This window comes from Paenibacillus sp. JT31N7 (assembly GCF_059692095.1).
This window is the reverse complement of the sequence record NZ_JCAUAT010000001.1, coordinates 102,906-124,758: the sequence shown is the minus strand read 5'-3', so window position 1 is coordinate 124,758 and position 21,853 is coordinate 102,906. Positions and strand designations below refer to the sequence as shown.

General features: G+C 51.3%; 18 protein-coding genes. 7 read left to right on the top strand and 11 right to left on the bottom strand.

Annotated elements, in window-relative coordinates; genetic code table 11:
- Window positions 1-89: 89 nt before the first annotated feature.
- Both AC58P5_RS00535 and AC58P5_RS00530 read right to left on the bottom strand, forming a co-directional pair.
- Window positions 90-2,399: a helix-turn-helix domain-containing protein gene (locus tag AC58P5_RS00535; RefSeq protein ID WP_497383917.1), complete on the bottom strand. Its 2,310-nt coding sequence runs from the start codon at window positions 2,397-2,399 to the stop codon at window positions 90-92.
- Between the two features lie 267 nt (window positions 2,400-2,666).
- Window positions 2,667-3,704, bottom strand: a complete 1,038-nt coding sequence (locus AC58P5_RS00530) for an EamA family transporter (RefSeq protein ID WP_497383916.1) — start codon at window positions 3,702-3,704, stop codon at window positions 2,667-2,669.
- A gap of 490 nt (window positions 3,705-4,194) precedes the next feature.
- Between AC58P5_RS00530 and AC58P5_RS00525 the strand changes: the two genes are divergently transcribed.
- The 3 genes from AC58P5_RS00525 to AC58P5_RS00515 all read left to right on the top strand — a co-directional run bounded on the left by AC58P5_RS00525 (window position 4,195) and on the right by AC58P5_RS00515 (window position 7,570).
- Entirely contained in the window at window positions 4,195-4,908 is a 714-nt protein-coding gene (locus AC58P5_RS00525) for a 2OG-Fe(II) oxygenase (RefSeq protein WP_497383915.1), read from the top strand.
- 166 nt (window positions 4,909-5,074) lie between these two features.
- Window positions 5,075-5,611 carry a GNAT family N-acetyltransferase gene (locus tag AC58P5_RS00520; RefSeq protein WP_497383914.1) on the top strand — a complete coding sequence of 179 codons (537 nt, stop codon included), beginning with the start codon at window positions 5,075-5,077 and terminating at the stop codon, window positions 5,609-5,611.
- A 363-nt stretch (window positions 5,612-5,974) separates the two neighbouring features.
- A complete protein-coding gene (locus AC58P5_RS00515; RefSeq protein WP_497383913.1) occupies window positions 5,975-7,570 on the top strand; it encodes an oleate hydratase in 1,596 nt (531 codons plus the stop codon).
- 299 nt (window positions 7,571-7,869) lie between these two features.
- Here the strand turns inward: AC58P5_RS00515 and pdaA are convergent, their stop codons facing one another.
- The 3 genes from pdaA to AC58P5_RS00500 form a co-directional block, all read right to left on the bottom strand.
- Window positions 7,870-8,655 (bottom strand): delta-lactam-biosynthetic de-N-acetylase, encoded by a 786-nt coding sequence (gene pdaA / locus AC58P5_RS00510; protein WP_497383912.1) that lies wholly within the window; start codon window positions 8,653-8,655, stop codon window positions 7,870-7,872.
- A gap of 156 nt (window positions 8,656-8,811) precedes the next feature.
- A complete protein-coding gene (ypfJ, locus tag AC58P5_RS00505; RefSeq protein ID WP_497383911.1) occupies window positions 8,812-9,651 on the bottom strand; it encodes a KPN_02809 family neutral zinc metallopeptidase in 840 nt (279 codons plus the stop codon).
- A 206-nt stretch (window positions 9,652-9,857) separates the two neighbouring features.
- Window positions 9,858-10,274 (bottom strand): VOC family protein, encoded by a 417-nt coding sequence (locus tag AC58P5_RS00500; RefSeq protein ID WP_497385998.1) that lies wholly within the window; start codon window positions 10,272-10,274, stop codon window positions 9,858-9,860.
- Between the two features lie 237 nt (window positions 10,275-10,511).
- Between AC58P5_RS00500 and AC58P5_RS00495 the strand changes: the two genes are divergently transcribed.
- Both AC58P5_RS00495 and AC58P5_RS00490 read left to right on the top strand, forming a co-directional pair.
- Window positions 10,512-11,111 (top strand): bifunctional transcriptional activator/DNA repair enzyme AdaA, encoded by a 600-nt coding sequence (locus AC58P5_RS00495; RefSeq protein ID WP_497383909.1) that lies wholly within the window; start codon window positions 10,512-10,514, stop codon window positions 11,109-11,111.
- Window positions 11,112-11,184: 73 nt separating this feature from the next.
- Entirely contained in the window at window positions 11,185-12,003 is an 819-nt protein-coding gene (locus AC58P5_RS00490; RefSeq protein ID WP_497383907.1) for an SPL family radical SAM protein, read from the top strand.
- Between the two features lie 157 nt (window positions 12,004-12,160).
- On the opposite strand, the gene AC58P5_RS00485 is transcribed toward AC58P5_RS00490, so the two are convergent.
- The 3 genes from AC58P5_RS00485 to AC58P5_RS00475 form a co-directional block, all read right to left on the bottom strand.
- Entirely contained in the window at window positions 12,161-12,580 is a 420-nt protein-coding gene (locus AC58P5_RS00485; protein ID WP_497383906.1) for a VOC family protein, read from the bottom strand.
- Window positions 12,581-12,688: 108 nt separating this feature from the next.
- Window positions 12,689-13,486, bottom strand: a complete 798-nt coding sequence (locus tag AC58P5_RS00480; protein WP_497383904.1) for a helix-turn-helix transcriptional regulator — start codon at window positions 13,484-13,486, stop codon at window positions 12,689-12,691.
- Window positions 13,487-13,668: 182 nt separating this feature from the next.
- Window positions 13,669-15,225, bottom strand: a complete 1,557-nt coding sequence (locus AC58P5_RS00475) for an ABC-F family ATP-binding cassette domain-containing protein (RefSeq protein WP_497383903.1) — start codon at window positions 15,223-15,225, stop codon at window positions 13,669-13,671.
- 358 nt (window positions 15,226-15,583) lie between these two features.
- Here AC58P5_RS00475 and AC58P5_RS00470 point away from each other — a divergent pair, with 358 nt between their 5' ends.
- Entirely contained in the window at window positions 15,584-16,933 is a 1,350-nt protein-coding gene (locus AC58P5_RS00470; RefSeq protein WP_497383902.1) for an Ig-like domain-containing protein, read from the top strand.
- A gap of 52 nt (window positions 16,934-16,985) precedes the next feature.
- Here AC58P5_RS00470 and AC58P5_RS00465 read toward each other — a convergent pair whose 3' ends face one another.
- Together AC58P5_RS00465 and AC58P5_RS00460 are read right to left on the bottom strand one after the other, a co-directional pair.
- The gene (locus tag AC58P5_RS00465; RefSeq protein ID WP_497383901.1) at window positions 16,986-17,315 is read right to left on the bottom strand and encodes a DUF3892 domain-containing protein; all 330 of its coding nucleotides are present in this window, start codon (window positions 17,313-17,315) and stop codon (window positions 16,986-16,988) included.
- Between the two features lie 168 nt (window positions 17,316-17,483).
- The gene (locus AC58P5_RS00460; RefSeq protein ID WP_497383899.1) at window positions 17,484-18,536 is read right to left on the bottom strand and encodes an acyl-CoA dehydrogenase family protein; all 1,053 of its coding nucleotides are present in this window, start codon (window positions 18,534-18,536) and stop codon (window positions 17,484-17,486) included.
- 472 nt (window positions 18,537-19,008) lie between these two features.
- Between AC58P5_RS00460 and hflX the strand changes: the two genes are divergently transcribed.
- The gene (gene hflX, locus AC58P5_RS00455) at window positions 19,009-20,301 is read left to right on the top strand and encodes a GTPase HflX (RefSeq protein ID WP_497383898.1); all 1,293 of its coding nucleotides are present in this window, start codon (window positions 19,009-19,011) and stop codon (window positions 20,299-20,301) included.
- 181 nt (window positions 20,302-20,482) lie between these two features.
- Here the strand turns inward: hflX and AC58P5_RS00450 are convergent, their stop codons facing one another.
- Window positions 20,483-21,760 carry an Nramp family divalent metal transporter gene (locus tag AC58P5_RS00450; RefSeq protein WP_497383897.1) on the bottom strand — a complete coding sequence of 426 codons (1,278 nt, stop codon included), beginning with the start codon at window positions 21,758-21,760 and terminating at the stop codon, window positions 20,483-20,485.
- Window positions 21,761-21,853: the final 93 nt, after the last annotated feature.

Below are 21,853 nucleotides of genomic sequence, written 5' to 3'. Positions count from 1 at the left end.
TTGCCGAAAAACGACCCGCCTGGCGGGCTGTAAAAACCGCAGTCTCTCTGCAAAAAACACAAAAACATAAAACCGCCGGAGGGCCGCCTCTACAGGATCTCTTTGTATTTGCCCGGTGTGACGCCTTCGAATTTTTTGAAAATCCGGTTGAAGGTATTAATATCGGAATAGCCGACTTTCCGGGCAATCTCGATGATCGGGTCGCTTGTGCGCGACAGCAGGTTTTTGGCTTCCGCGAGACGGATCTTATTGATCACGTCCAGCAGCGCCTCGCCCGTTTGCGCTTTGAACTGCTTGGACAAATAAGAGGGCGTGAGGCCAAACGCTTCCCCGATCATGCTAATATTCAGATTCTCCGAGCTGTAGTTCTGCCGTACATACTCCGTTACCTGCCGGCTGAGCTGATCGTGTTCCGGTTTGCGGTTTTCCTGGATAAATCCGCATACGCGCGCCAGCACTTCCCGCATTCCGGCCGTCATTTCCTGCAGCGTCTCCGAGCCGGCCAGCCGTTCGGCCGGATTCAGTTCGCGGATCAGCTCCCGTTTGCCCGGCAGTCCGATTTCATCCAGCGCCTTGAGCAGGGTGCCGACCAGATCGAACAGAAGACAGCGGCTTAGCGGCACGGAAAGCGTCTTCCGGACTACGTTGAGCTCAATAACCTGCTCCACGAGAGCGTTTGCCTGCACGAAATCCCCCGCTTTTACGAAGTTGATCAACTGCTGCTCCACATGCATCGGATATGAATAGAAAGCCGCTTCCCCGGACTCGTCTCCCCCCGGCAGATCACCGTACGCGATCATTTCTCCGCTTCCCATGACAATGCGGTACTCCATGGCCCCCAGCGCTTCCTGATAAGCGAGCGGAATGCCCGCAAGCCCGGAATGGACACCGCTGATCGCGATCGTTAACCGGACCTGAAAGTGGTCCGACAGAAACGTTTTCACCTGTTCGACCAGCCGCCGGATTTCTTGTGTGCCTGCCTCCGGTCCGATATTCAGAATACAGGCCTGCATATCGTCTATCCCGGTCGTAACCGCGCGACAGTTTCCGGCCGCCGCCGCTTCTTCCGCCACGTTCATCAGGAGGAAATGAATCTGCCTGATTTTTTTGGCGTCGTTCTCGCCGGGTTCGTCCCATTTCCCGAATTGATCGATCCGGAACAGCAGGACGGCATAGTTCTCATGCAGGAACCCGATATCATGAGCGGCCAGCGATTCGTGGACCGGGACGTTGGGATCGAGCCTGCCTTTGAGCAGCCCCTGCAGAAAATGAGAACGGATCGCATCGCGGTGCTGCATCAGCCTCCGGCTGACAATCTCCTTTTCGGCAAAAGCGTTGTTCAGCGCGTTTTGGACGAAGCCGTATTCATTGGAGCCTTCATCGAACGCCACGCCGGACTTCAAGGAGAGATTGCGGATCAGACCATGAATGGGGCTGTAGTTCTTTTTCAGGAACAGGAACGTCAAAATCCCCCCGATCAGAAGGCTTAAAAACAAGTTCACAAAAATAAGAACCGACATATGCATCATCTTCTCGTTAAAAATCTCCGCCGGCATCATGGACACGTACTTCCAGCCGGTCTGCTCGGACGTGGTATAAGACACGGCCATTTTCCTGCCGGCCGATTCTTTATAGACCAGCCCGCTCTTGCCGGAGAGCTCTCCGTAGGCCGGATAGTCGGTCTTTTGGCCGGGGCCGGAGGAAGCCAGCAGGCGGTTCTTCTCGTCCAGCACGGCGACGGAGGCATTATGGACGGACTCGAGATTAGCGAGAAGCTTGGAATCTTTAATGACAAACAGAATGACCCCGCCGGGAAGATCGGGATTGTCCAGAATAATCGATTTCGCATACAGGACGGCGCTAGTCTCGCTGCCGTTTTCCATAAGTTTCACAGGCGTATACTCCTGGATAAATCTTTTATCGAAGAAAGATTTCCATTCGTCGTAGCCCGTGACTTCTTTTTCGCGTAAAATCTCATACAATGCACGGCTGTCTGTACGTTCGCGGGGAGAAATGACCGTATCGCTATTTTTGTAATAGATATAGATTTGATCGATAAAATCGTTGGCCACCTTATACACGCCCAGATCGCCCGCAATCCCGATCAGCTCATAGTGATCGTCGTCCGCCAAAGGACTGCCCGCATGGATAAACCCCGCAAGCCGCTTGTTGAGCGCCATTTCGACGCTAAGCCTTTCGATGCCTTTTAAATGATTGTCAATCGCCTGCTCCATTTGCTTGATCACAGCTTCGTTGGACCGGTTTACTTCCGTTTCGACCACATTCCACGTCACCATATAAATAACACCGTTGATCAGAACGGGAACTAGCAGCACGGTTATGTAGGAAATGAGCCAGGTTACAATAACGCTGCGCCGGTTGAATCTAAATCTCTTCATGCTGCACTCTTCCCCATTCACCTCAAAATGTAAACGCTTTATTAAACATTATACTGAAAAGCCGGACCGTGAACATGAACGTTGATCGGGCTTCTTTTAAGTTTTTTTTGTAAAGGTGCGTAAAAAAGGCCAGTGTTCTCAGCGGAACAGACTGGCTGCATGATATCTCCGCTACATTTACGTGCGGCTCGTTTTTTTTTTTGCGGCAAGAATCATAAATCGTTTCGAGTGGGCTCGGATTCAACCGGAATATCCGGAAGCACCGTGTCACGACGCCAGTCTTACCACAAGAATACCGGCCAAAGCGAGGAGCATGCCGCAAGCTTCCCTTCCGGAAATGTTTTCTTTGAGGTAAAACTGTGCGTACAGCAGAACCAGCACGACGTTCATCGCACTAATGGCGGATACGATCCCCGTCACGCCTCCCCGGAATGCGGGGATGATAAACAGCATCCCGGCCAGGTTCGTAATGCCCACGGTCATCCCCCAGAGCAAGGTCCGTTTCATCGACCAGGCTGGTGATGCCGTATTGTCCGTGCCGTCCGAGATTTGATGCGACCGGCCATCGTCTCCGCTGTCGTAAAGACTCCTGTCTTCGCCGGAGTGCCGGGAAATCCGGGCTTGCTGCGAATAGGCGCCATCCCCCGTCTCCCGGTCGTTCGTGCTGTCGCGCGTCGTCTCGACCGCCAAGATTTTTTGCCCCGTATCCGCCGGAGTCTTCAGCTTGGACAGCAGATACATGCATGCGAACATGAAAGTGCCTGTACCGTACATGACGGTTAATACAGGCAGTGTGTTCGCTGCCGATAAGGTCGCCTGCTTGGACGATAAATCCGTGAAGCCGAAGAATAGCATGGTCAGCAGGCCCCATTGGATTCCTTGCAGCTGACCCAGCTTCAGATCATGCGAATACCGGATAACGAGCAGACCTAGAATGACGATGCAAAAACCGGCCAGCTGCACGAGGCTCAGCGCTTCTCCCCACAAGAAATACGCCAGAGTCGCCACGACCACCGGCGGCAGACCCGTAAACAGTGCGATCAGGGAAGCTCTTCCGACCGAATAGCCTTTATACATGGACGCGTTCGCAATAAAGGAGAAAAGCCCCATAGGGACTCCGAACCACACGCCGTAACTCCATGCCTGGTTAACAAACAAATTAACGACCAATGAAATCAGGGCGCCGGACAAATAAACGCCGAAAAGCAGCACGTTCCGGTCGGTGCGCCGCTGGGAAGTCCATTGGTACAAAATTCCACGCAGCCCGAAAGAGACGGCTGCAAGTGAAGCATACATAAACCACATCGTTCGTTTCCTCCGTCTCTGTACGATCAGCCAAACTAAAACGCCTATCATCTTTATAGACATAATAGCCTTTAATGCCGTCTGCTGTATACCCGGCCCGGGTAAGCTTTTCTATCGGCAGCAGCTTCCGGGTTACGCCGCACTTGATACTCGCAGGTTACCGGCGTCATTTTCCGCGAATCTCCCTGGTCACCATAGGCGCATTTCGTAATCTTGCGGTTTCATTCGGGAACGGGTACGCAAATGCCCTTCCAGAGGTATACTGTTTCAGAAAAGCCCAAACGCTGTCACCCGTTTATTAACCGAAAGAGAGGATCATCCGTTATGAATCATTCCGTTGATATTGACCTTGACCGGACTCTTTTGCCGTCCAAAAAAGAAGCTGCGCTTCCCCCGTCGCCACTAGGACCTGTTTATACGGGTACCGCCGTCCGTTCAGCCTTCGATGGATTCGTCAGCGACGACTTTTGCGCCGGAGGAGGGATTCCGTATGCCGGATAACATAACCGGTCGCATCGCCGGGCTGGACTGGGATTCGATCCGGCAGTCTTTGGACGAGCACGGATATGCGAAGCTCCCTGCTATGCTCGATTCCGCGCACTGCGAGGAGCTTATCGGCGGCTATGGGGAGGAGCAGCTCTTCCGCAGCACGATCCTTATGGCCCGGTACCGTTTCGGGCTCGGGGAGTACAAATATTATCGCGCTCCCCTTCCGGACGTGATTCAGGCGATGCGCGAAGGGTTTTATCCGCCGCTTGCGCACACGGCAAACCGCTGGCTGGAACTGCTGGGCAAAGAGGCCGTTTATCCGGATTCGTTATCCGAGTTTTTGGAACAGTGCCGCATGGAGGAACAGACCCGCCCTACCCCGCTCATCTTGAAGTATGAAGCCGGAGGCTACAACTGCCTGCATCAGGATGTGTACGGAAGCGTGTTCTTCCCCTTCCAGATCGTTTTTGCGCTGAATCAGAAAGAAAAGGATTATACGGGCGGAGAATTTCTGCTAATGGAACAGCGGCCGCGCGCTCAGAGCAGAGGGCATGTCCTTACGCTGGAACGCGGCGAAGGATTGATTTTCCCGACGACACATCGTCCGGTGTCCGGTTCCCGGGGGTACTACAAGACTACGCTCCGGCATGGCGTAAGCACCGTAACGACGGGTACACGCTACAGTCTGGGACTCGTTTTTCACGATGCCAAGTAACAGCCGCATGTTTTTTCACGGGCTCAGGGCCTATAAGTTCAACTCATGCAAAAAGCGCCATTTTGAGGTATACTGGATGAATCTACATAGAGGAAGGACTGAACTATGCGCAGATATCAATACTTTAACCCGCCGAAGCTAAAATAAACTGGAGGTAAAGCTATTGATGAAAGATAAGCTGGAATCGGAAAGACTCGTACTCCGAACCATGACGGAAGCGGACGCTCCCCGTCTATTCGAGATCTGGTCTTCTCCCGATGTAACGAAATTTATGAATATCGATCCGTTTACGGAGGTTAAACAGGCAGCGGAAATGATTGCCTTTCTGAACGGACTGGCCCTGGAAAACAAGGCTGTCCGCTATGTGGTCATCGACAGGCAATCGAGTGCGATTATAGGTTCATGCGGATTCAATGAACTCGATCACGGACGACGCAGAGCCGAAATCGGCTACGATCTGGACCGGGCATTCTGGGGAAAAGGTTATGCTCCCGAAGCGATCGGATGCCTGCTTGCTTATGCCTTCGATGAGCTCGGAATGAACCGGATCGAAGCTAAAGTCGAGCCGGGAAACGCCAATTCGATTAAAGTGCTGCAGAAGCTGCGTTTTACTTTCTCAGGCACGCTCAGCAGCGGGGAAGATGCCGGGTCCGACCCTTCTTCCCCCTCTTTAAACCTTTATATAAGAAGCCGGGAAGACTGACTCGCAGCCGGCCCGATCACGCAGCAAAGGCTGCCGCACATTCGCGGCAGCCTTTGCTGCGTTTTTTCTCACGTTTCAAAACGGTGTTCTTGGCGATGCCACATGGAAATGGAGCCTGTCGCTTCTTCCTCCTCGTTTCCGGTCATGTTTATTACGGGAGCCGCGCTTTGTTTGCTGGCAGGATTTGCGGGCTTAGGATTTCGCGTCCGGCCTGCCGAAAACGGAAAGAAAAAGACGGCAGCCGGTTTGTAAACCCCGCTGTTTTGCTGGCTCCGGCTTATTTCTTGCGACAAAACGCGGAAATTGTCTAGTTTACTCTTCTCCGTCCTGTGTCCAAGTAATCAGGGAGAGGAGCTGATGAGAATGAATACGCATCAAGGGACACACAACCATGCTTATTTCATAGGAGGTGGCATCGCTTCCCTGGCGGGGGCCGTCTTTCTGATCCGGGACGGCGGCTGGGCAGGCGGACGGATTCACATCCTGGAAGACCGTCCGGTAAACGGCGGATCTTTGGACGGAAGCGGTGACGAGCAGCAAGGCTATGTGATCCGGGGAGGCCGGATGCTGAACGAACCGACCTACGAATGCACGTGGGAGCTGCTGGATTCCATTCCTTCGATTGATTCGCCCGGGAAATCCGTCAAAGACGACATCTACGCCTTTACGGAAAAATATCCGACCCACGCACAGGCCCGCCTCGTGGATAAGGACCGGAATATCGTCGATGTGGAGCATATGCTCTTTTCCAATAAAGACCGCCTGGATATCGGTAAGCTGCTTGTCACACCGGAAGATCGTCTCGGCAAGCAAAAAATAAACGAATGGTTCGAACCCGAATTTTTTGAAACGAATTTCTGGTTTATGTGGGCGACCATGTTCGCTTTTCAGCCTTGGCACAGCCTCGTGGAGTTTAAAAGATATATGATCCGGTTTATGCACGAGTTTCCCCGCATCCACACACTGGCCGGTGTCGCCCGCACGCCTTACAATCAATTCGATTCGATCGTGCTGCCCATCCAGAAATGGCTGGAAAGCCAGGGCGTCCGGTACGAAAGAAAGATGCGCGTAACCGATCTGGATTTCAAGCCGGACCCCACGGGGAAAAGCCCGGCGGTGGTGGACCGCATACAGGTCGTCAAAGACGGAAATGTCGGCTCGATTGAGGTAAAACCGGACGATCTCGTGTTCTTCACGAACGGCTCCATGACGGAAGGCTCGGATCTCGGTTCGATGACCTCCGCACCTAAGCTCGGCGAAAAAGGACCTTCGTTCAGCCTTTGGGAAAAAATTGCCGCCAAGCTGCCCGGCTCCGGCAACCCGTCCGCATTCGACGATCATATCCCCGAGTCCAAGTGGGCATCGTTTACGGTCACCTGCAAGGACCCGATGTTTTTCGACTTCATGGAAAACTTCTCCGGCAACAAAGCGGGTACGGGCGCGCTCGTTACCTTTAAAGATTCCAGCTGGCTGATGTCCGTTGTGCTTGCGCACCAGCCGCATTTCCGCAACCAGCCGGACGATGTGCAGGTGTTCTGGGGCTACGGCCTTTTCCCGGACAAGCCGGGTGACTTTGTACCGAAGAAAATGTCCGAATGTACGGGAGAAGAAATTTTAACGGAACTGCTGTCTCATCTGAAACTGGGGGGAAAACGGCCGGAAATGCTGGAAAGCTCCATCTGCATTCCCTGCATGATGCCGTTTATCACGAGCCAGTTCATGCCCCGCGAAGCGGGGGATCGTCCCCAAGTCGTACCGGAAGGCTCGGGAAATTTCGCTTTTATCGGTCAATTCACCGAAATTCCGGACGATGTCGTGTTCACGGTGGAATATTCCGTCCGCACGGCTCAAACGGCTGTCTATAAGCTGCTCGACATCGACAAAAAGATTCCCGGGATGTACCACGGGAACCATCATGCGAAAGTGCTATTCGATTCGTTAGTGACCATGGTCAGATAGCCCGCTTCGAGAAGCCCCCACTAAACCGGCGGGGGCTTTTTCGGATGTCCGCTACATTTCCCCGCCCCCGCTGACAGGCAGGTAAGTGCCCGTCAAATAGGCGCTGTCTTCGCCCGCATAAAAAAGTACGTGGAATGGAAGGAAGTCAGTAATTTCGATGGCGGAAAGAGCAGCATTGTCTGGTACAAATCCTGGGAGAATGCTCCGAATGCCGTCCGGCATGAGAATAATGAAAAACCAGGACAACGGAACGATGCCTGGTTTTTCGCCGTCTGAGTGACTACTCCGGTTTCACTAATTCAATAAGTCTTTTTATCTAATTTTTCCAGACTTTCGAAGTCATATCCCTGCTTTCTTGCTTCATCAATGATTTTGTCCAGGGCATCCGTATTGTCCTTTGAAATCGAGTGCAGCAGAATGACTGCGCCCGGATGAAGCTGGGCAATGACTTTATCGTAGGCATATTTCCAGCCCTTTTGATCGTTGACGTCCCAGTCTTTATAAGCAACCGACCAAAATACGTTGGTGTAACCCGACTGTTTGCTTACCTCTAACACCCGGTCGCTGAAAATTCCGCGCGGCGGACGCATAAAAGACATCGTCTGCACACCCGTCAGATTGGCGACGGCATTTTTGACCCGGTCCAGCTCGGTCTTGATTTTCTCCTCGGAGATCCGGGACATATCCGGATGACTCCAGGAATGGTTGCCGATAAGATGGCCTTCGGCCGTCATTCGTTTAACCAATTCGGGCTTGTCCTCGACAAAATGACCGGTTACGAAAAACGCCGCGGGCACCTGCTTGGCTTTTAAAACATCCAGTATTTTGGACGTACATCCGTTCTCATACCCGTTATCGAAGGTGAGATAAAGTTCTTTTTTATCGGGGTCTCCCAGAAAAACGGCTCCATGCTTCTCCAAAATGCTCTTGAACCCTTCTTCATTAATGGAAGCGGGCTTCCCTTTTTTACTCTTTTTAAAACCGAAATGATAGGGCTTGTTTCCCCCGTCGGCTGCCAAGGTGTCTAAAGGAAACAGCGTGATGAAAAGGGTGAATAAAGAAAAAACGATCGCGAACCGTTTCATGATTTCCCTCCGTTTTTCATAACTTTGATTCATTTGGTACTATGTCTCTTATTGGAAGGATTCATGCGATTCCATGCTTTGGAACTTTGTGGGACTTGACAAAATAAAAATACCCGCCGGAATGGCGGATATTTTCTCTTAAGTGGACTGTGTTTCCTATTTACTATTCGAAAAAGTATCTCCGTCCTCTATTCTTCCCGATTGATAGCCTTTGCTGAACCAGGATTTTCTTTGTTCCGATGTGCCGTGCGTAAAGCTTTCGGGAACCACGTAGCCGCGCGCTCTTTTCTGAATCGTATCATCCCCGACCGCACTCGCAGCCGTTAACGCTTCCTCCAGATCCCCTTCTTCAAGCACGTCCATTCCTTTGGCATGATGCGCCCAGACGCCGGCAAAATAATCGGCCTGCAGCTCAAAGCGGACCAGGTATTTATTGAACTCCGCTTCACTCATCTTTTGGCGCAGCGGCATAATCTTATCGGACGTCCCGAGCAGTGTCTGCACATGGTGCCCGACTTCATGGGCGATTACGTAGGCCATGGCAAAGTCGCCCGGCGCTTTAAATTCCTGCTTAAGCTCGTTATAGAAGCTTAGATCGATGTAAAGCTTGCGGTCGCCCGGGCAATAAAACGGTCCCGTTGACGAACCTGCCGTCCCGCAAGCGGATTGCACCTGGTCCGTGTACAGAACAAGCGTCGGTTTTTCATAAGTGAGACCACGTTCCTTAAACTGGGCGGTCCACACGTCTTCCGTATCGGCCAAGACAACAGAGACGAACTGGGAAAGCTCCTTCTCCTGCTGCGTTTCCTCGTAAGGTGCGTTGGATCCGGACCCCGCGCCTGTCAGATCACTCAGCAAATCGCCGGGGTTTCCGCCGAGCAGCGTCATTAGGAGCACGATAATGATTCCGCCGATCCCGCCCCCGACTAACGTTTTGCTGCCGACGCCCCTCCGGTCTTCCACGTTTGAACTTCCTCTTCTGCCCTGCCACTTCATCGCTTGTCCTCCCCCTGGTGTATAGAAACAAGTCCGTTAGAATGAATGATTTTATATGGTAATATACCCGATTTGTAAAGTCAGAAACTTTGTGAAGGTTTGGCATACGCTTCATGATCCAACCCTTTCCAGCAAACAAAAAGAACCGCGCTTGCCGCGGCTCTTTCAGAAGAAAATCTATTTCCTTTATTTCCCGAAACGGCACCTTATCCCTCAGCAGCCGCACTCTCATCCATATAAATATACTCCCAATGGTGACCGTCGATATCCCGGAAGCTCCACGTGTACATAAAGCCATGGTCCACTTTATCATTCATCGGACTTCCTCCCGCTGCCAGCGCCTTGGTTACAATCTCGTCCACCTGCTCTTTGCTGCCGGCAGACAACGCCACAATGACTTCCGCACTTCTTCCCGTATCTGCAATCTCCTTGTTTGTGAACGATTTGAAGAAATCTTCCACTAAAAGCATCACAAAGATATTATCGCTGACAACCATGCAGGTTGCGTTCTCGTCCGTAAATTGGGCATTGAATTCATAACCGAGCGCTGTAAAAAATTCAACGGATTTGTTTAAATTTTTAACCGGTAAATTCACAAAAATTTTATCCGATTTAGTTGCCATGCAAAAATTTTTCCACATCATCTATTGAATTTTCCGGAAGATCTTTCCGGTTGCTTTTATTGTAGCATGGGTTTAAATCCGGCATTTCTTTTAAATTGCGCTTTTAGTCATGAAGGTATGTATAGTAGGCTCTCCAAGTTAAATCGGTTTAGCGATATGTTGCTGTCTCATTCATTTATACGTACATACGTTCACTTTAGGGGTATAATGGATAGGATAAAGGAGGTGTTTCCAGCTATGTCAGAGCGGGTTCGAAAAGCGGCAACACTGGATAGTCCCTGTCCCGATAAATGGCAGGCTATTATCAGCAATGATAGTGCTTACGACGGCGTCTTTTTTTACGGAGTGAAAACAACCCGCATTTTTTGCCGTCCCTCCTGCAAATCCAAAGCGCCCAAACCGGAAAACACCTGCATATTTCAAGATGCGGAACAAGCCCTACAGGCCCGGTTCCGTCCTTGCAAACGATGCAAACCGACCGGCAGTCGCCTTCCGGACGATGACTGGATCGAACAAATCGCCCATTATGCGGACAATCACTATAAACAACCGCTGACGCTCAGAACGTTCTCGGAAATATGCCACGGCAGTCCTTATCATCTGCAGCGTACGTTCAAGCGAATTAAAGGAATGACTCCGCTGGAATACCTTCAGCACATTCGCATCAAGAATGCCAAAAATCTGCTCAGTACTTCACAGTTATCGGTGTCCGACATCGGATCTAAAGTCGGTATTCCGAATACCTCCTATTTCATTACGCTTTTTAAAAGGAAAACCGGCTATACACCCGCAGGCTACCGGCAGTCCCGAAGCTTGTGCCGAACAATAGAAAGCTGAGTACCTTCGGCGGAAACAGATGAAACCTATCGAATGGATCCCAGTCAGAAGCAATCAGAGGAACGGAGCGACTATGAAACTGGAATACGGTTATAAAACGCCTAAAACACTGCTGAATAAAGGAACGGGTTTTCTTGCCGGATATACCCATTCCTTAAATCCTTACACCGGCTGTTCTTTCGGCTGTTCGTATTGTTATGTAAGAAAAATGCCTGTCTCCACTTTCCGCGGGGCCGAATGGGGAACCTGGGTGGATGTCAAGAAAGAAGCGGCCGATATCTTCCGCAAAGAGCTTCGCCGAGCGAAAACCAAAGGTCCCGTCACTCTCTTTATGTCTTCAAGTACAGATCCTTATCAGCCGATTGAACATAAAGAACAAGTCACCCGCTCTCTGCTGGAAGTGATGACCGAAGATCCACCCGACTTTGTCCTGGTCCAAACAAGGAGTCCCTTAGTAGAGCGGGACATGGACCTGCTGCTTCAATTAAAAGACCGGGTACGTGTCAGTATGACCGTAGAGACGGACCTGGATGAGATAAGAAAGCGCTTCTCCCCGGCGGCTCCGCCTATACAAGCACGTATGAAGGCTCTCGAAGCGTTAAAGGCTGCCGGAGTACCCGCACAAGCTGCGATTGCTCCTCTTCTGCCGAGCAGCGAAGCATTTCCGGACCTATTAAAGTCGGTCGTAAACCGGGTTTGCGTGGACGATTATTTTATGGGGGACGGGAGCGGAGGAAGAAGAACGCGAAGTTTGAAATTGGAAAACATCTATAAGGAGCTAGGATTGGAAGATTGGTATCATCCCCTTGCTTATCGGATCATAGCAGAACGCTTGAAGAAGGTGTTTCCCGAGAACCAGATCTTTGTAAGCCAGGAAGGCTTCGAGCCGTAGGCTTTAAAGCCAGCAAGCCATATGCAGGCAATAATGAAGGCAAAAATCCGCGGAGATGCGGATTTTTGCTTGTTTTGTAATAGAGGAGATTAATTGAGGAGCAAAATTGCGGTCAACCTGCCGTAACCGCATACCGCTGTCGTAACGACTGCTTAAGTTACTGGGTTTCCTGGCATGCCGATGTGTCGGACGTAATCATCCACGAGATGCCGAATTTGTCTTCCAGCTGTCCGAACAGGGCGCCCCAGAAAGCCGGTTCCAGAGGTTGATTAACGTTACCGTCCTTCGACAAATTGTTAAAAGCCGAGTGAGCTTCCTCTTCGGTAGCGAATTCAAGACAGAGACTTACCACATTTCCCGGTGTCAACGCTTCAAACATCGAATCCGACATGAGAAAAGTAACGCCGGCCGCAACCAGGCTCAGGTTAATGACTTTATCTTTCAGTTCTTCTTCGCTCGCGCCCGGGACCTGACCGTACGTCGTAACGGACGTGATCTCGCCTCCCAGCGCTTGTATGTAAAATTCAGCTTGAGCCCTCGCATCCTCGGAAATAATATAAGTCGTATGTTTAGCCATTCATCAACATCCTCTCGAAAAGTTATAGTTGTTCCTGAGAATAGTTTAGCACCGGGTGAAAGCAGGGATTTCTTATAAATTGCGGTAATACGGCGGAAACCTCTCTGGTTACGTGCTGCCTGGTGAACTTGCTCGCCTGAGGAAGTTATTCATAAGAACCGGCAGAGAGATTAAGATTGGCGGATCGTCATAGCGCGGAACGTGCAGAGTTACGAGCTGCTGCGGGACGGGAATACCCGCTTTAACGATGATCGGTTCTCTTGAACGGGTACGCAGCGTCGCTTCCGGCAAAAGAAAATCAACCGCCTTCGTTCCCCAGGAAACGGAAGTCGCCATCAGGTAATAAGTGCCCGGCTTAATGCCCGAAAGACAGAAGCTTCCGAGCGAGGAAAGCAATGTGCCGTACAGCGGCAGCCCTTCCGGAATCGGTTTGGCGAACAGACCGATCAGAATGATGCCCTCGAAAGGAATCGTGGCTTGAACAATCCCTTCGATTGTTCCGAAAGGCAGCCGTGCAGCGGGTTCGGGCATCGACCAGTCATCCAGCTTTTGCAGAGAGTGAAAGTGGCTGTCCGCCAGAAGTGCAGAATTCCGGAATTCCGACGGGGTCATCCCGACTTTCTCGGTAAATCGCGTTGTGAAGGTACCCAGGCTTTGCTGTCCGATTTCAAGACCGATGTCACGGATGCTCAAATTAGTGCGCAGCAGGAGATCTTTAGCTTTCTGTAGACGAAGCGATGAAACGTAGTATTGAGGAGTAAGTCCGATTTTATCTTTAAAAATTCGTGTGAAGTGAAACGGGCTGTAAGAGGCGTAAGCGGCCAATTGGTTAAGCGAGAGAGGCTCGTGAATGTTTCTCTGGATATACAAAATAACCTCATCGATTTCGGAATACCGGTCAGTCAAACGCTTCACCTTCCTTGTATTCTTTGCTCACCCATTCTACCACATTCTTCCTCTCCTTGGTACGAACAAAACATTAAATAACGAATGTTTGTTCCCTTTTTAATCATAAAAAAAGCCCTGCCTCAGCAATTGCAAGCAGGACTTTTCTGAACAGGTTATAAGTTGTCCGGGACCGGGGACGGTTAGAACACTTTCGTCGTCCAGGATTCGCAGTTCCATGTCTCCGTAACGACTTCACGATAAAATTCAGGTTCGTGGGAAATCAGCAGGATGGTGCCTTTGTAAGCTTTAAGCGCACGGGCTAATTCTTCCTTCGCATCCACGTCCAAGTGGTTGGTAGGCTCGTCGAATACAAGCACGTTGGTTTCGTTGTTGATCAGCTTGCAGAGGCGAACTTTGGCTTTCTCTCCGCCGCTGAGCACCGTGATTTTGCTCTCGATATGCTTGGTCGTCAAACCGCATTTCGCCAGGGCGGCCCGCACTTCAAACTGGCTATACGAGGGGAATTCCTTCCAGATCTCATCGATACACGTATTGTAGTTAGCCTCTTTCATTTCCTGCTCGAAGTAACCGATGCTCAGGTTTTCCCCAAGCTGAACGGAGCCGGACAATGCGGGAATCTCGCCTAGAATGCTGCGTAAAAGCGTCGTTTTACCGATACCGTTGGCACCGACAAGAGCGATTTTCTGCCCGCGTTCCATACGGAGATTGAGCGGTCTGGACAACGGCTCTTCATATCCGATAACCAGGTCTTTCGTTTCGAAAATCAGTTTACCTGACGTTCTGCCTTCTTTGAAGTTAAACTGCGGTTTCGGCTTCTCTTTGGCGAGCTCGATAACGTCCATTTTGTCGAGTTTCTTTTGCCGGGACATGGCCATATTCCGAGTCGCGACGCTCGCTTTGTTACGGGCCACAAAGTCTTTCAGGTCCGCGATTTCCTGCTGCTGGCGCTTATAAGCCGATTCCAGCTGCTGTTTTTTCATTTCATGCACTTGTTTGAAGTAATCATAGTCGCCTACGTAGCGGTTTAACTCCTGGTTTTCCATATGATAGATCAGGTTAATGACGCTGTTCAGAAACGGAATGTCGTGCGAAATCAGAATAAAGGCGTTCTCGTACTCCTGCAGGTAGCGCTTCAGCCATTCGATGTGCTGCTCGTCCAGATAGTTAGTCGGCTCGTCGAGGAGAAGAATATCGGGCTTCTCCAACAGCAGCTTCGCGAGCAAGACCTTGGTCCGCTGACCGCCGCTGAGGTCGTTGACGTCCTTGTCCAGCCCGATATCCGTAAGGCCGAGACCGCGGGCGGTTTCCTCGATTTTGGCATCGATCATATAAAAATCCTGATTGGTCAGCGTATCCTGGATCGTGCCGACGTCTTCGAGCAGCTGCTCCAGCTCTTCCGGGGTTACATCCCCCATTTTTTCGTACATGCCGTTCATTTCCTGTTCCATGTCGAACAGATATTGAAAAGCTCCTTTGAGGACATCGCGGATGGTCATCCCTTTGCTGAGAACCGCATGCTGATCCAAATAGCCGACCCGCATCCTTTTCGACCATTCTACTTTGCCGTCATCCGGCTGGATCTTGCCTGTAATAATGTTCATGAAGGTGGACTTACCTTCTCCGTTGGCACCGATTAATCCGATATGCTCTCCTTTGAGGAGGCGGAAAGACACGTCGTTAAAGATCGCGCGGTCTCCAAAGCCGTGGCTCAGTCGTTCTACGTTTAATATGCTCATGAATAGACACCTTTTCTTATAAACTTTTTACTCGCTTTATTATAAGCGTTACGGGGTGGACAACTCAATGCAGGATTGAAAAAAAGCCGTTTTCTTTCAAAGATTTCGTATCTGTGGCTTCCTTAAAAATAAAGCTAAAGCAGGCCAATGGTATTTATTGACAGTTTCGAAACTTGCATGCTAGAATTCTGATAAAAGTTGGGACAAAATCTTGTTTCTTCCGTTTCTCCTTTCTCCGGATGTGTTCTTACCCAGAAGCTCAACACACGACCGACAGATTCTTCCGATATGAAGCGTCCTACGCTTACATATACAACCGCCCGTGCGGTAATTTATGGAGAAGGTGAGGAAGAAACATATGTTGAAAAAATGGTTTTTGTCTCTCGCTATCGCAGGCTCGGCTCTATTAAGCGGACTAGCCGGACAAGCAGAAGCGGCTGTGACCGTACAGCCTGTCGTGCAGGGAGGTGAATTAACCTCTCCGACCGAATTCAAGTCCCAGCGCGATGCTCTTCCGGAATCCCGCAAGCCTCTTGAAGCTCCCTTATCGTTGGAAAAGGCGGCTCGCGGTCAGGGATTATCCGTAAACGTAAATGCCGCGCTTAACAACAATCCGAACAATGCGGCGCAAGTCGTAACGGGAGCCGTTTATGCGGATAAAATTACGGAAGCGGGCGGACAGCGGTGGTACGCCTTTCAAACGAACGCTCCCGGCAAACTGACCGCCTATCTTCAAACCATTCAGTCCCCTTCGATTGACTACGACCTTCACTTATTCCGATACGACCCTGCAACAAGCAGTTTGGTGGAGCAGGAGACTTCCTCCTACGGTCCTCAATCCAATGAGCAAATCAGCCGGATAGCACCTGCGGGCATTTACTTCTTGGCCGTTTCGGCTTACACGGGATTCGATGCCAATACGTCTTATTACTTTACGGTTGTAGAATCGGCATCCTACGATACGGCTGAGCCGGACGATAACATCTGGCATGCCCAGCAGAAAACAGATTCGTTTACGGTCAGCGGCGGGACGATTGACAACAGCCTGGACGCCGATTGGATCAAATATACGGTTACCGCCGCTAAATCTTTCCATATCAAACTGGCCAACAGCGCACCGGGCACTACCTATCAGCTGCAAATTTTCGATCAGAATTTAGGATCTGTCGGTACAGTGGACCAGAACAAGGATGTGGACGGCTCCCTGTCTCCCGGCACCTATTATCTGCGGGTTGTATCCTTGAATTCGTTTAATGCTTCCGTTCCGTATTCACTTACTTTCAGCGAGTTTAAAACTCCCGCATCGGTAGATATCGTAAGCATTAAATCGGAGCCGAATATCGATGCCGGACAAAGGATCAATTACGGGGAAGGAAATAAATGGAGAATCCAGAATTACATGACGGTGACCGGTCTCGCCAAGGACGCTTCGGGAGCACCAGCTTTCAATGCCCCGATTACTGTCTTTATACAAACCAAACTCAACAACAAAATTTATAGCGGAACGGGTACGACGAGCAGCAACGGAACTTTCAACGTAACGATCAACGGAATACAGCCTGCTATCGGACAGAATTTGTTCCCCGGCTACGCTTCAACCCATTATTACGATATTATTCCCCTTCTCGTATACTACGGCGGAACACAGCTGAACGCCAACGATAATTCGCTCTATCATTTCGCGTATTCGATTTACAGTCCTCATTAACTATTTCGCACATAAAAAAGAGCCCAATCCCTTCGGGCTCTTTTGCGCGCTCCTAAAAAGGAGGCAGCTGATCCAGATTGTTCGATTTAACTCCGTCGGGCTCGCTGCGGAGAATATCGCGTCCGTACCGGTGAAACACGTCCACATGGGCCAGAGCGCCGGATTTGGCTTCATTCAGTGCGGAAACATAGTCGAGCTCGCGTCCGGAGGACGTTTTAACGGCAATGATGTCTCCGTCCTCGTTTTTGCGGACAGCCACGATCGATTCCAAACCGTCCGAAGCCGCGGCTTCCGTCTGCTCCTGAAGAGCCTGCAGCTCTCCCTGCTGCTTGTAATTCTCGTAAATCGCTTCAAAATCGGTATTCGTCGGTCCTTGATTCATCGGGGATCACCTCGGTTATAGCATGTCTTTTTTCGCGTTCCTTTATGAAACACGGTGGACTGCGGGAAGGCTTTTGCCCTAACCAGTCTTAACAAAAAAATCAGACTGCGGACAGTCTGACTCTCTATTACATCGCGTTAGCTTGAAAAGGAAAGGAAGTCCAATGCCTTATTGTTCCGGCAAAAGGAGGCTGTGCTGGCATACGGTTTGCAGATCTCTCCACGTCCGGTTTACCGGACTGTCTTCCATTGCCGCCGACAAGCCCAGCAGCGAAAAAAGCTCAAACGTACCTGTCAGCACGCTGCGTACGGCACTCAGGCATTGTTCGGATACCTGTTTCTCGTCAGCCTCTGACATGCGCCCTTGCAGGGCAAGCTCTTCCCATGAGCACGTTATCGCCGTGTAGAGTGCGGATTCGGTCCTATCCAGAAGTGCTTCCTGTTCCTCCAGTTTCTTGTGAACGTGCAGTCTCCGCTCCTTCACGCAGATATATTCGCGGGCTTCTTCCACGAAATGCGCCGCGATTCCTAGGGCAACCGCCGCGAAAGAAGCCTGGGCAAACGGGATAAACGGGTACCGGTAGATGAGCTCGTCTCCATAGGCGTGCACTTCCGTGAAGAGAAACGTCATGCTGTCCGGGACGAACAGGTCCGTAACGGAAACGCTGTGGCTTCCGGTCGCCTTGAGGCCGAATGTATTCCAGTCCCGGTGAACACGGACTTGATCCGGCGTGAAAATAAACGAACGGATTTCCGCGCTCTCTACCTGCTCCAGACCATCCTGCGCTTCAACCACACAGTTTGCGGTAAACATCGTGGCATGAGCAGCCCCGCTGCAGTATTTCCAGCGGCCGTTCACCAGGTAGCCGCCCTCGACCCGCTTGGCTGTACCGGTTGGCGCGCCGCTGCCCGCAACGACGGCTTTCTCACCGGTAAACAAGGCTTTTCCGACTTCCGGCTTCATTAACGAAGCGAAAAAACCGCCGCCGGCTCCAATGGTCACCAGCCAGCCGAAACTTCCGTCTGCCCTAGAGCATTCCCGGAAAATCCGGAGAGCGTCCGGGAGGGAAGTCATGCGGCCGTTCAAGTCGTCCGGAACGAACAGTTTAAACCATCTGTTTTGATAAATCAGGTTAAGCAGTTCTTGGGTCAAAGCTCCTTCCGACTCCATGCCCGGCGATTGTTCTCTGATCCACTGTAGTTCCTCTTGGGTGAATATCATAGATACCGCTTCCTTTTGTATGTTTTTGAATGGACTTTTTTGGTTTTTCGACTCTATGTATTTTAACACGGGACGGCGCATCGTTCACGGCGATTTGCTGACGGCCGCTTTTATAAGGCCTGTAAAGAATGGCTATAAAGGAAACTGTCCCTCGGAAAGACGGAGGCGGTTGTGGTAAGGTAAATGTATCTTAGCAGAGGAGGCGTTACGTGTGGTGGATTTTATCCGGGTCAGATCTTTGCACATCTAAGGATGGTGTCAAAGACTCTGTGTGTTGTGTGCAGAGGACTACGGGATAGGTCTGTCATTTTACAGGTAACCCTCGGACGGTTAAACGAAGAGGTTCATCCATAGACCCTATATATCCGCAGGGCAGGAAATCCGCGCGATTTCTGTGCCTGGTCCTCTTGTATCTTCAGCACGGGAAATATTCTTGTGCTGTTTTTATTTTTCTATCGAGAGGATGATTAATTTGGAACGACAACAACAAAAAGCGATACTTATCGGGATTCATCCGGGTAACCGTACGGATTTCGGCTATTATATGGAGGAGCTTGCAAACCTGGCCGCCGCGGCCGGGATTCAAGAAGCCGGCATGGTGACACAGAAGCTGAGCCGCAGCAACCCTTCCCATTATATCGGAAAAGGGAAAATCACTGAGCTGCTGGAGCTCATCCAAGCTCAGGAGGCCGATCTCGTCATCTGCAACGACGAGCTGACCCCTTCCCAGCTTCGCAATCTGGAAGCGGCCTTGGACCGGACCGTTATGGACCGGACGGCCCTTATTCTCGCGATTTTCGCCGAGAGAGCCCGGACGAGAGAGGCCCAGCTTCAAGTCGAGGTTGCCCGGCTGCACTATATGCTGCCCCGGCTCGTCGGTTTGCGCGAGTCGCTCGGACGGCAGGGCGGCGGATCGGGGCTTAAAAACAGAGGCGCCGGGGAAACGAAGCTGGAGCTGGACCGGCGCAGAATCGAGGAACGGATCGTCATGCTTCAGAAGGAGCTGGAGCAGCTCGTCAGCCACCGTCAAACCCAGCGGAAGAAACGCCGCAGGAACGAAGTTCCCGTCGTCTGTCTTGTCGGGTATACGAATGCGGGCAAATCCAGTCTGTTGAACGCCATGATGGAGACGCACAATCCAGGGGACGGCAAACAGGTTATGGCGGAAGACCGGCTGTTCGCCACCCTGGAGACATCGGTGCGCAGCATCCGCCTGCAGGACCGTAAGTCGTTTCTGCTGACCGACACCGTCGGCTTCGTGAGTCAGCTTCCCCATCATCTCGTTAAAGCGTTCCGCTCAACGCTGGAAGAAGTTGCGGAAGCGGATTTGCTGCTTCACGTCGTAGACAGTTCGAGCCCGGTGTATGAGCAGCAGATTGCGGTAACGGAGGAAACGCTCAAGGATCTTGGAGTCGATCATCTCCCCAAGCTGTTCGTGTACAACAAAGCGGACCTGTCCTCTCTTGAGTTTCCTTCCACAGATAACGGCAAAATTGTTCTCTCCGCCAAACTAAGAGCCGGAATCTCCGAATTGACGGAGCAGATCCGGGAACGTATCTTCCGGCAAGATGTCCGGTGCGAACTGCTCGTCCCTTACGACCAGAGCCACGTGGCCGCTTATTTCAATGAGTTCGCCCACGTCCGGTCTATCAGCTACGAGGAAGACGGCACGCGGCTTACTCTGGAGTGCCCGGAACCCGTTCTGGAACGCTACCGCGGTTCCTACATTCCGCTTTCGGAAAGCCGGCCGTACCCGGGCAGCTAAAACGATTCCTATTTTTGGGGGAATCGCCTAACGAAATGAACGAAAATAAGATACCCCCTGTTGTCCGCATGGCGCGGCTGCGGCGGGTATCTTTTCTTTTTGGCCTGCCGGGTCCCCATAGAAAAAAAGCCTCTCAGGTTTAGAGAGGCTCCATAATTGCGGCTTGCACGACCGATGCCGTTTAAATGAACGTGGTAACCAGTAGAAATAAATTTAGTATAATAACGATTGCGGCGATGATCCAACCGAGAACCGTCGTCCATCGCTGATTGACGAGGCCGCCCATAATCGAGCGGTTGCTCGTGAAGAGCAGCAGGGGCACCAGTGCGAAGGCGATGCCGAACGATAACACAACCTGGCTCATAATAAGCGCTTTGGTCGCGTCGATTCCCATAATGATAATCACCAGCGGAGGAATGGTCGTAATGGCGCGGCGCAGATACAAATTAATCCGCTTGTTGATAAAGCCCTGCATGACTACGTCCCCGGCTAACGTTCCGACCGATGCGCTGGAAAGACCCGCGATCAAGAGAGCCAGACCGAACGATACGGCGGATACCGGACCGGCCAGCTCGTAAAACTTGTGGAACGCGTCGTCGAGCTCTTCTACACCGAGTCCGTTTTTGAAAAACAAGGCGGCGGAGATAATGACCATCGCCATGTTCACCGCGCCCGCGATCACCATCGCCAGGACGATGTCGATAAATTCAAGTTTGAAAATCCGCTTCTTCTCGTGCTCGTTCTTACCGACAATCCGTTTCTGAGTCAAAGACGAGTGCAAATAAATGGCATGCGGCATAACCGTAGCTCCCAGCATGCCCGCCGCAAGCAAAATGCTGTCGACACCCTGGAATTTCGGGGTGAAAATACCGGCGGCGACCGCCCCTGCATCCGGCTGCGCGTTGATCACCTGCAGCGCAAAGGAGCAGACGACAATCAAAATCATGCCGGCTATTCCGGCCTCCAGGGACCGATATCCCCGCCGCTGAAGCTCAAGGATAGCGAAGGAGCCTACCGCCGTGATCAGCGCGGCCGGCAGCATCGGAATGCCGAACAGCAGATACAAGCCCAAGGCGGCGCCAATGAATTCGGCCAGGTCCGTCGCGATGATGACCAGCTCGCTTTGAATCCACAAGAAGATGGAGACCGGTTTCGGAAACCGTTCACGCGCGACTTCCGGCAGGTTCATCCCAGTCGCAATGCCGAGTTTCGCGGATAAAGCCTGAATAAGAACCGCCATCAGATTCGAGACGGCAATTACCCAGAGGAGCATATATCCATATTTGGAACCCGCTGTAATATTGGTTGCAAAGTTTCCGGGGTCCAGGTAAGCGACCGCAGCGATAAAAGCCGGCCCCAGAAAAGGAAGCAATCTTTTAAGTCCCTTCACGTCTCCACTCAAAACGGATTCTGCGGTAAGAGGTGTTCGTTTAGATTTCGTGATGTCTTGTTCAGCCATAGTACTCACCTCTTGCCTTAAAAGTTACCTGCGTGCATAAATGTTTCTCGCACGCAAAATATTAACTCGATTATAGTCCCTTCTCTCTCGCTT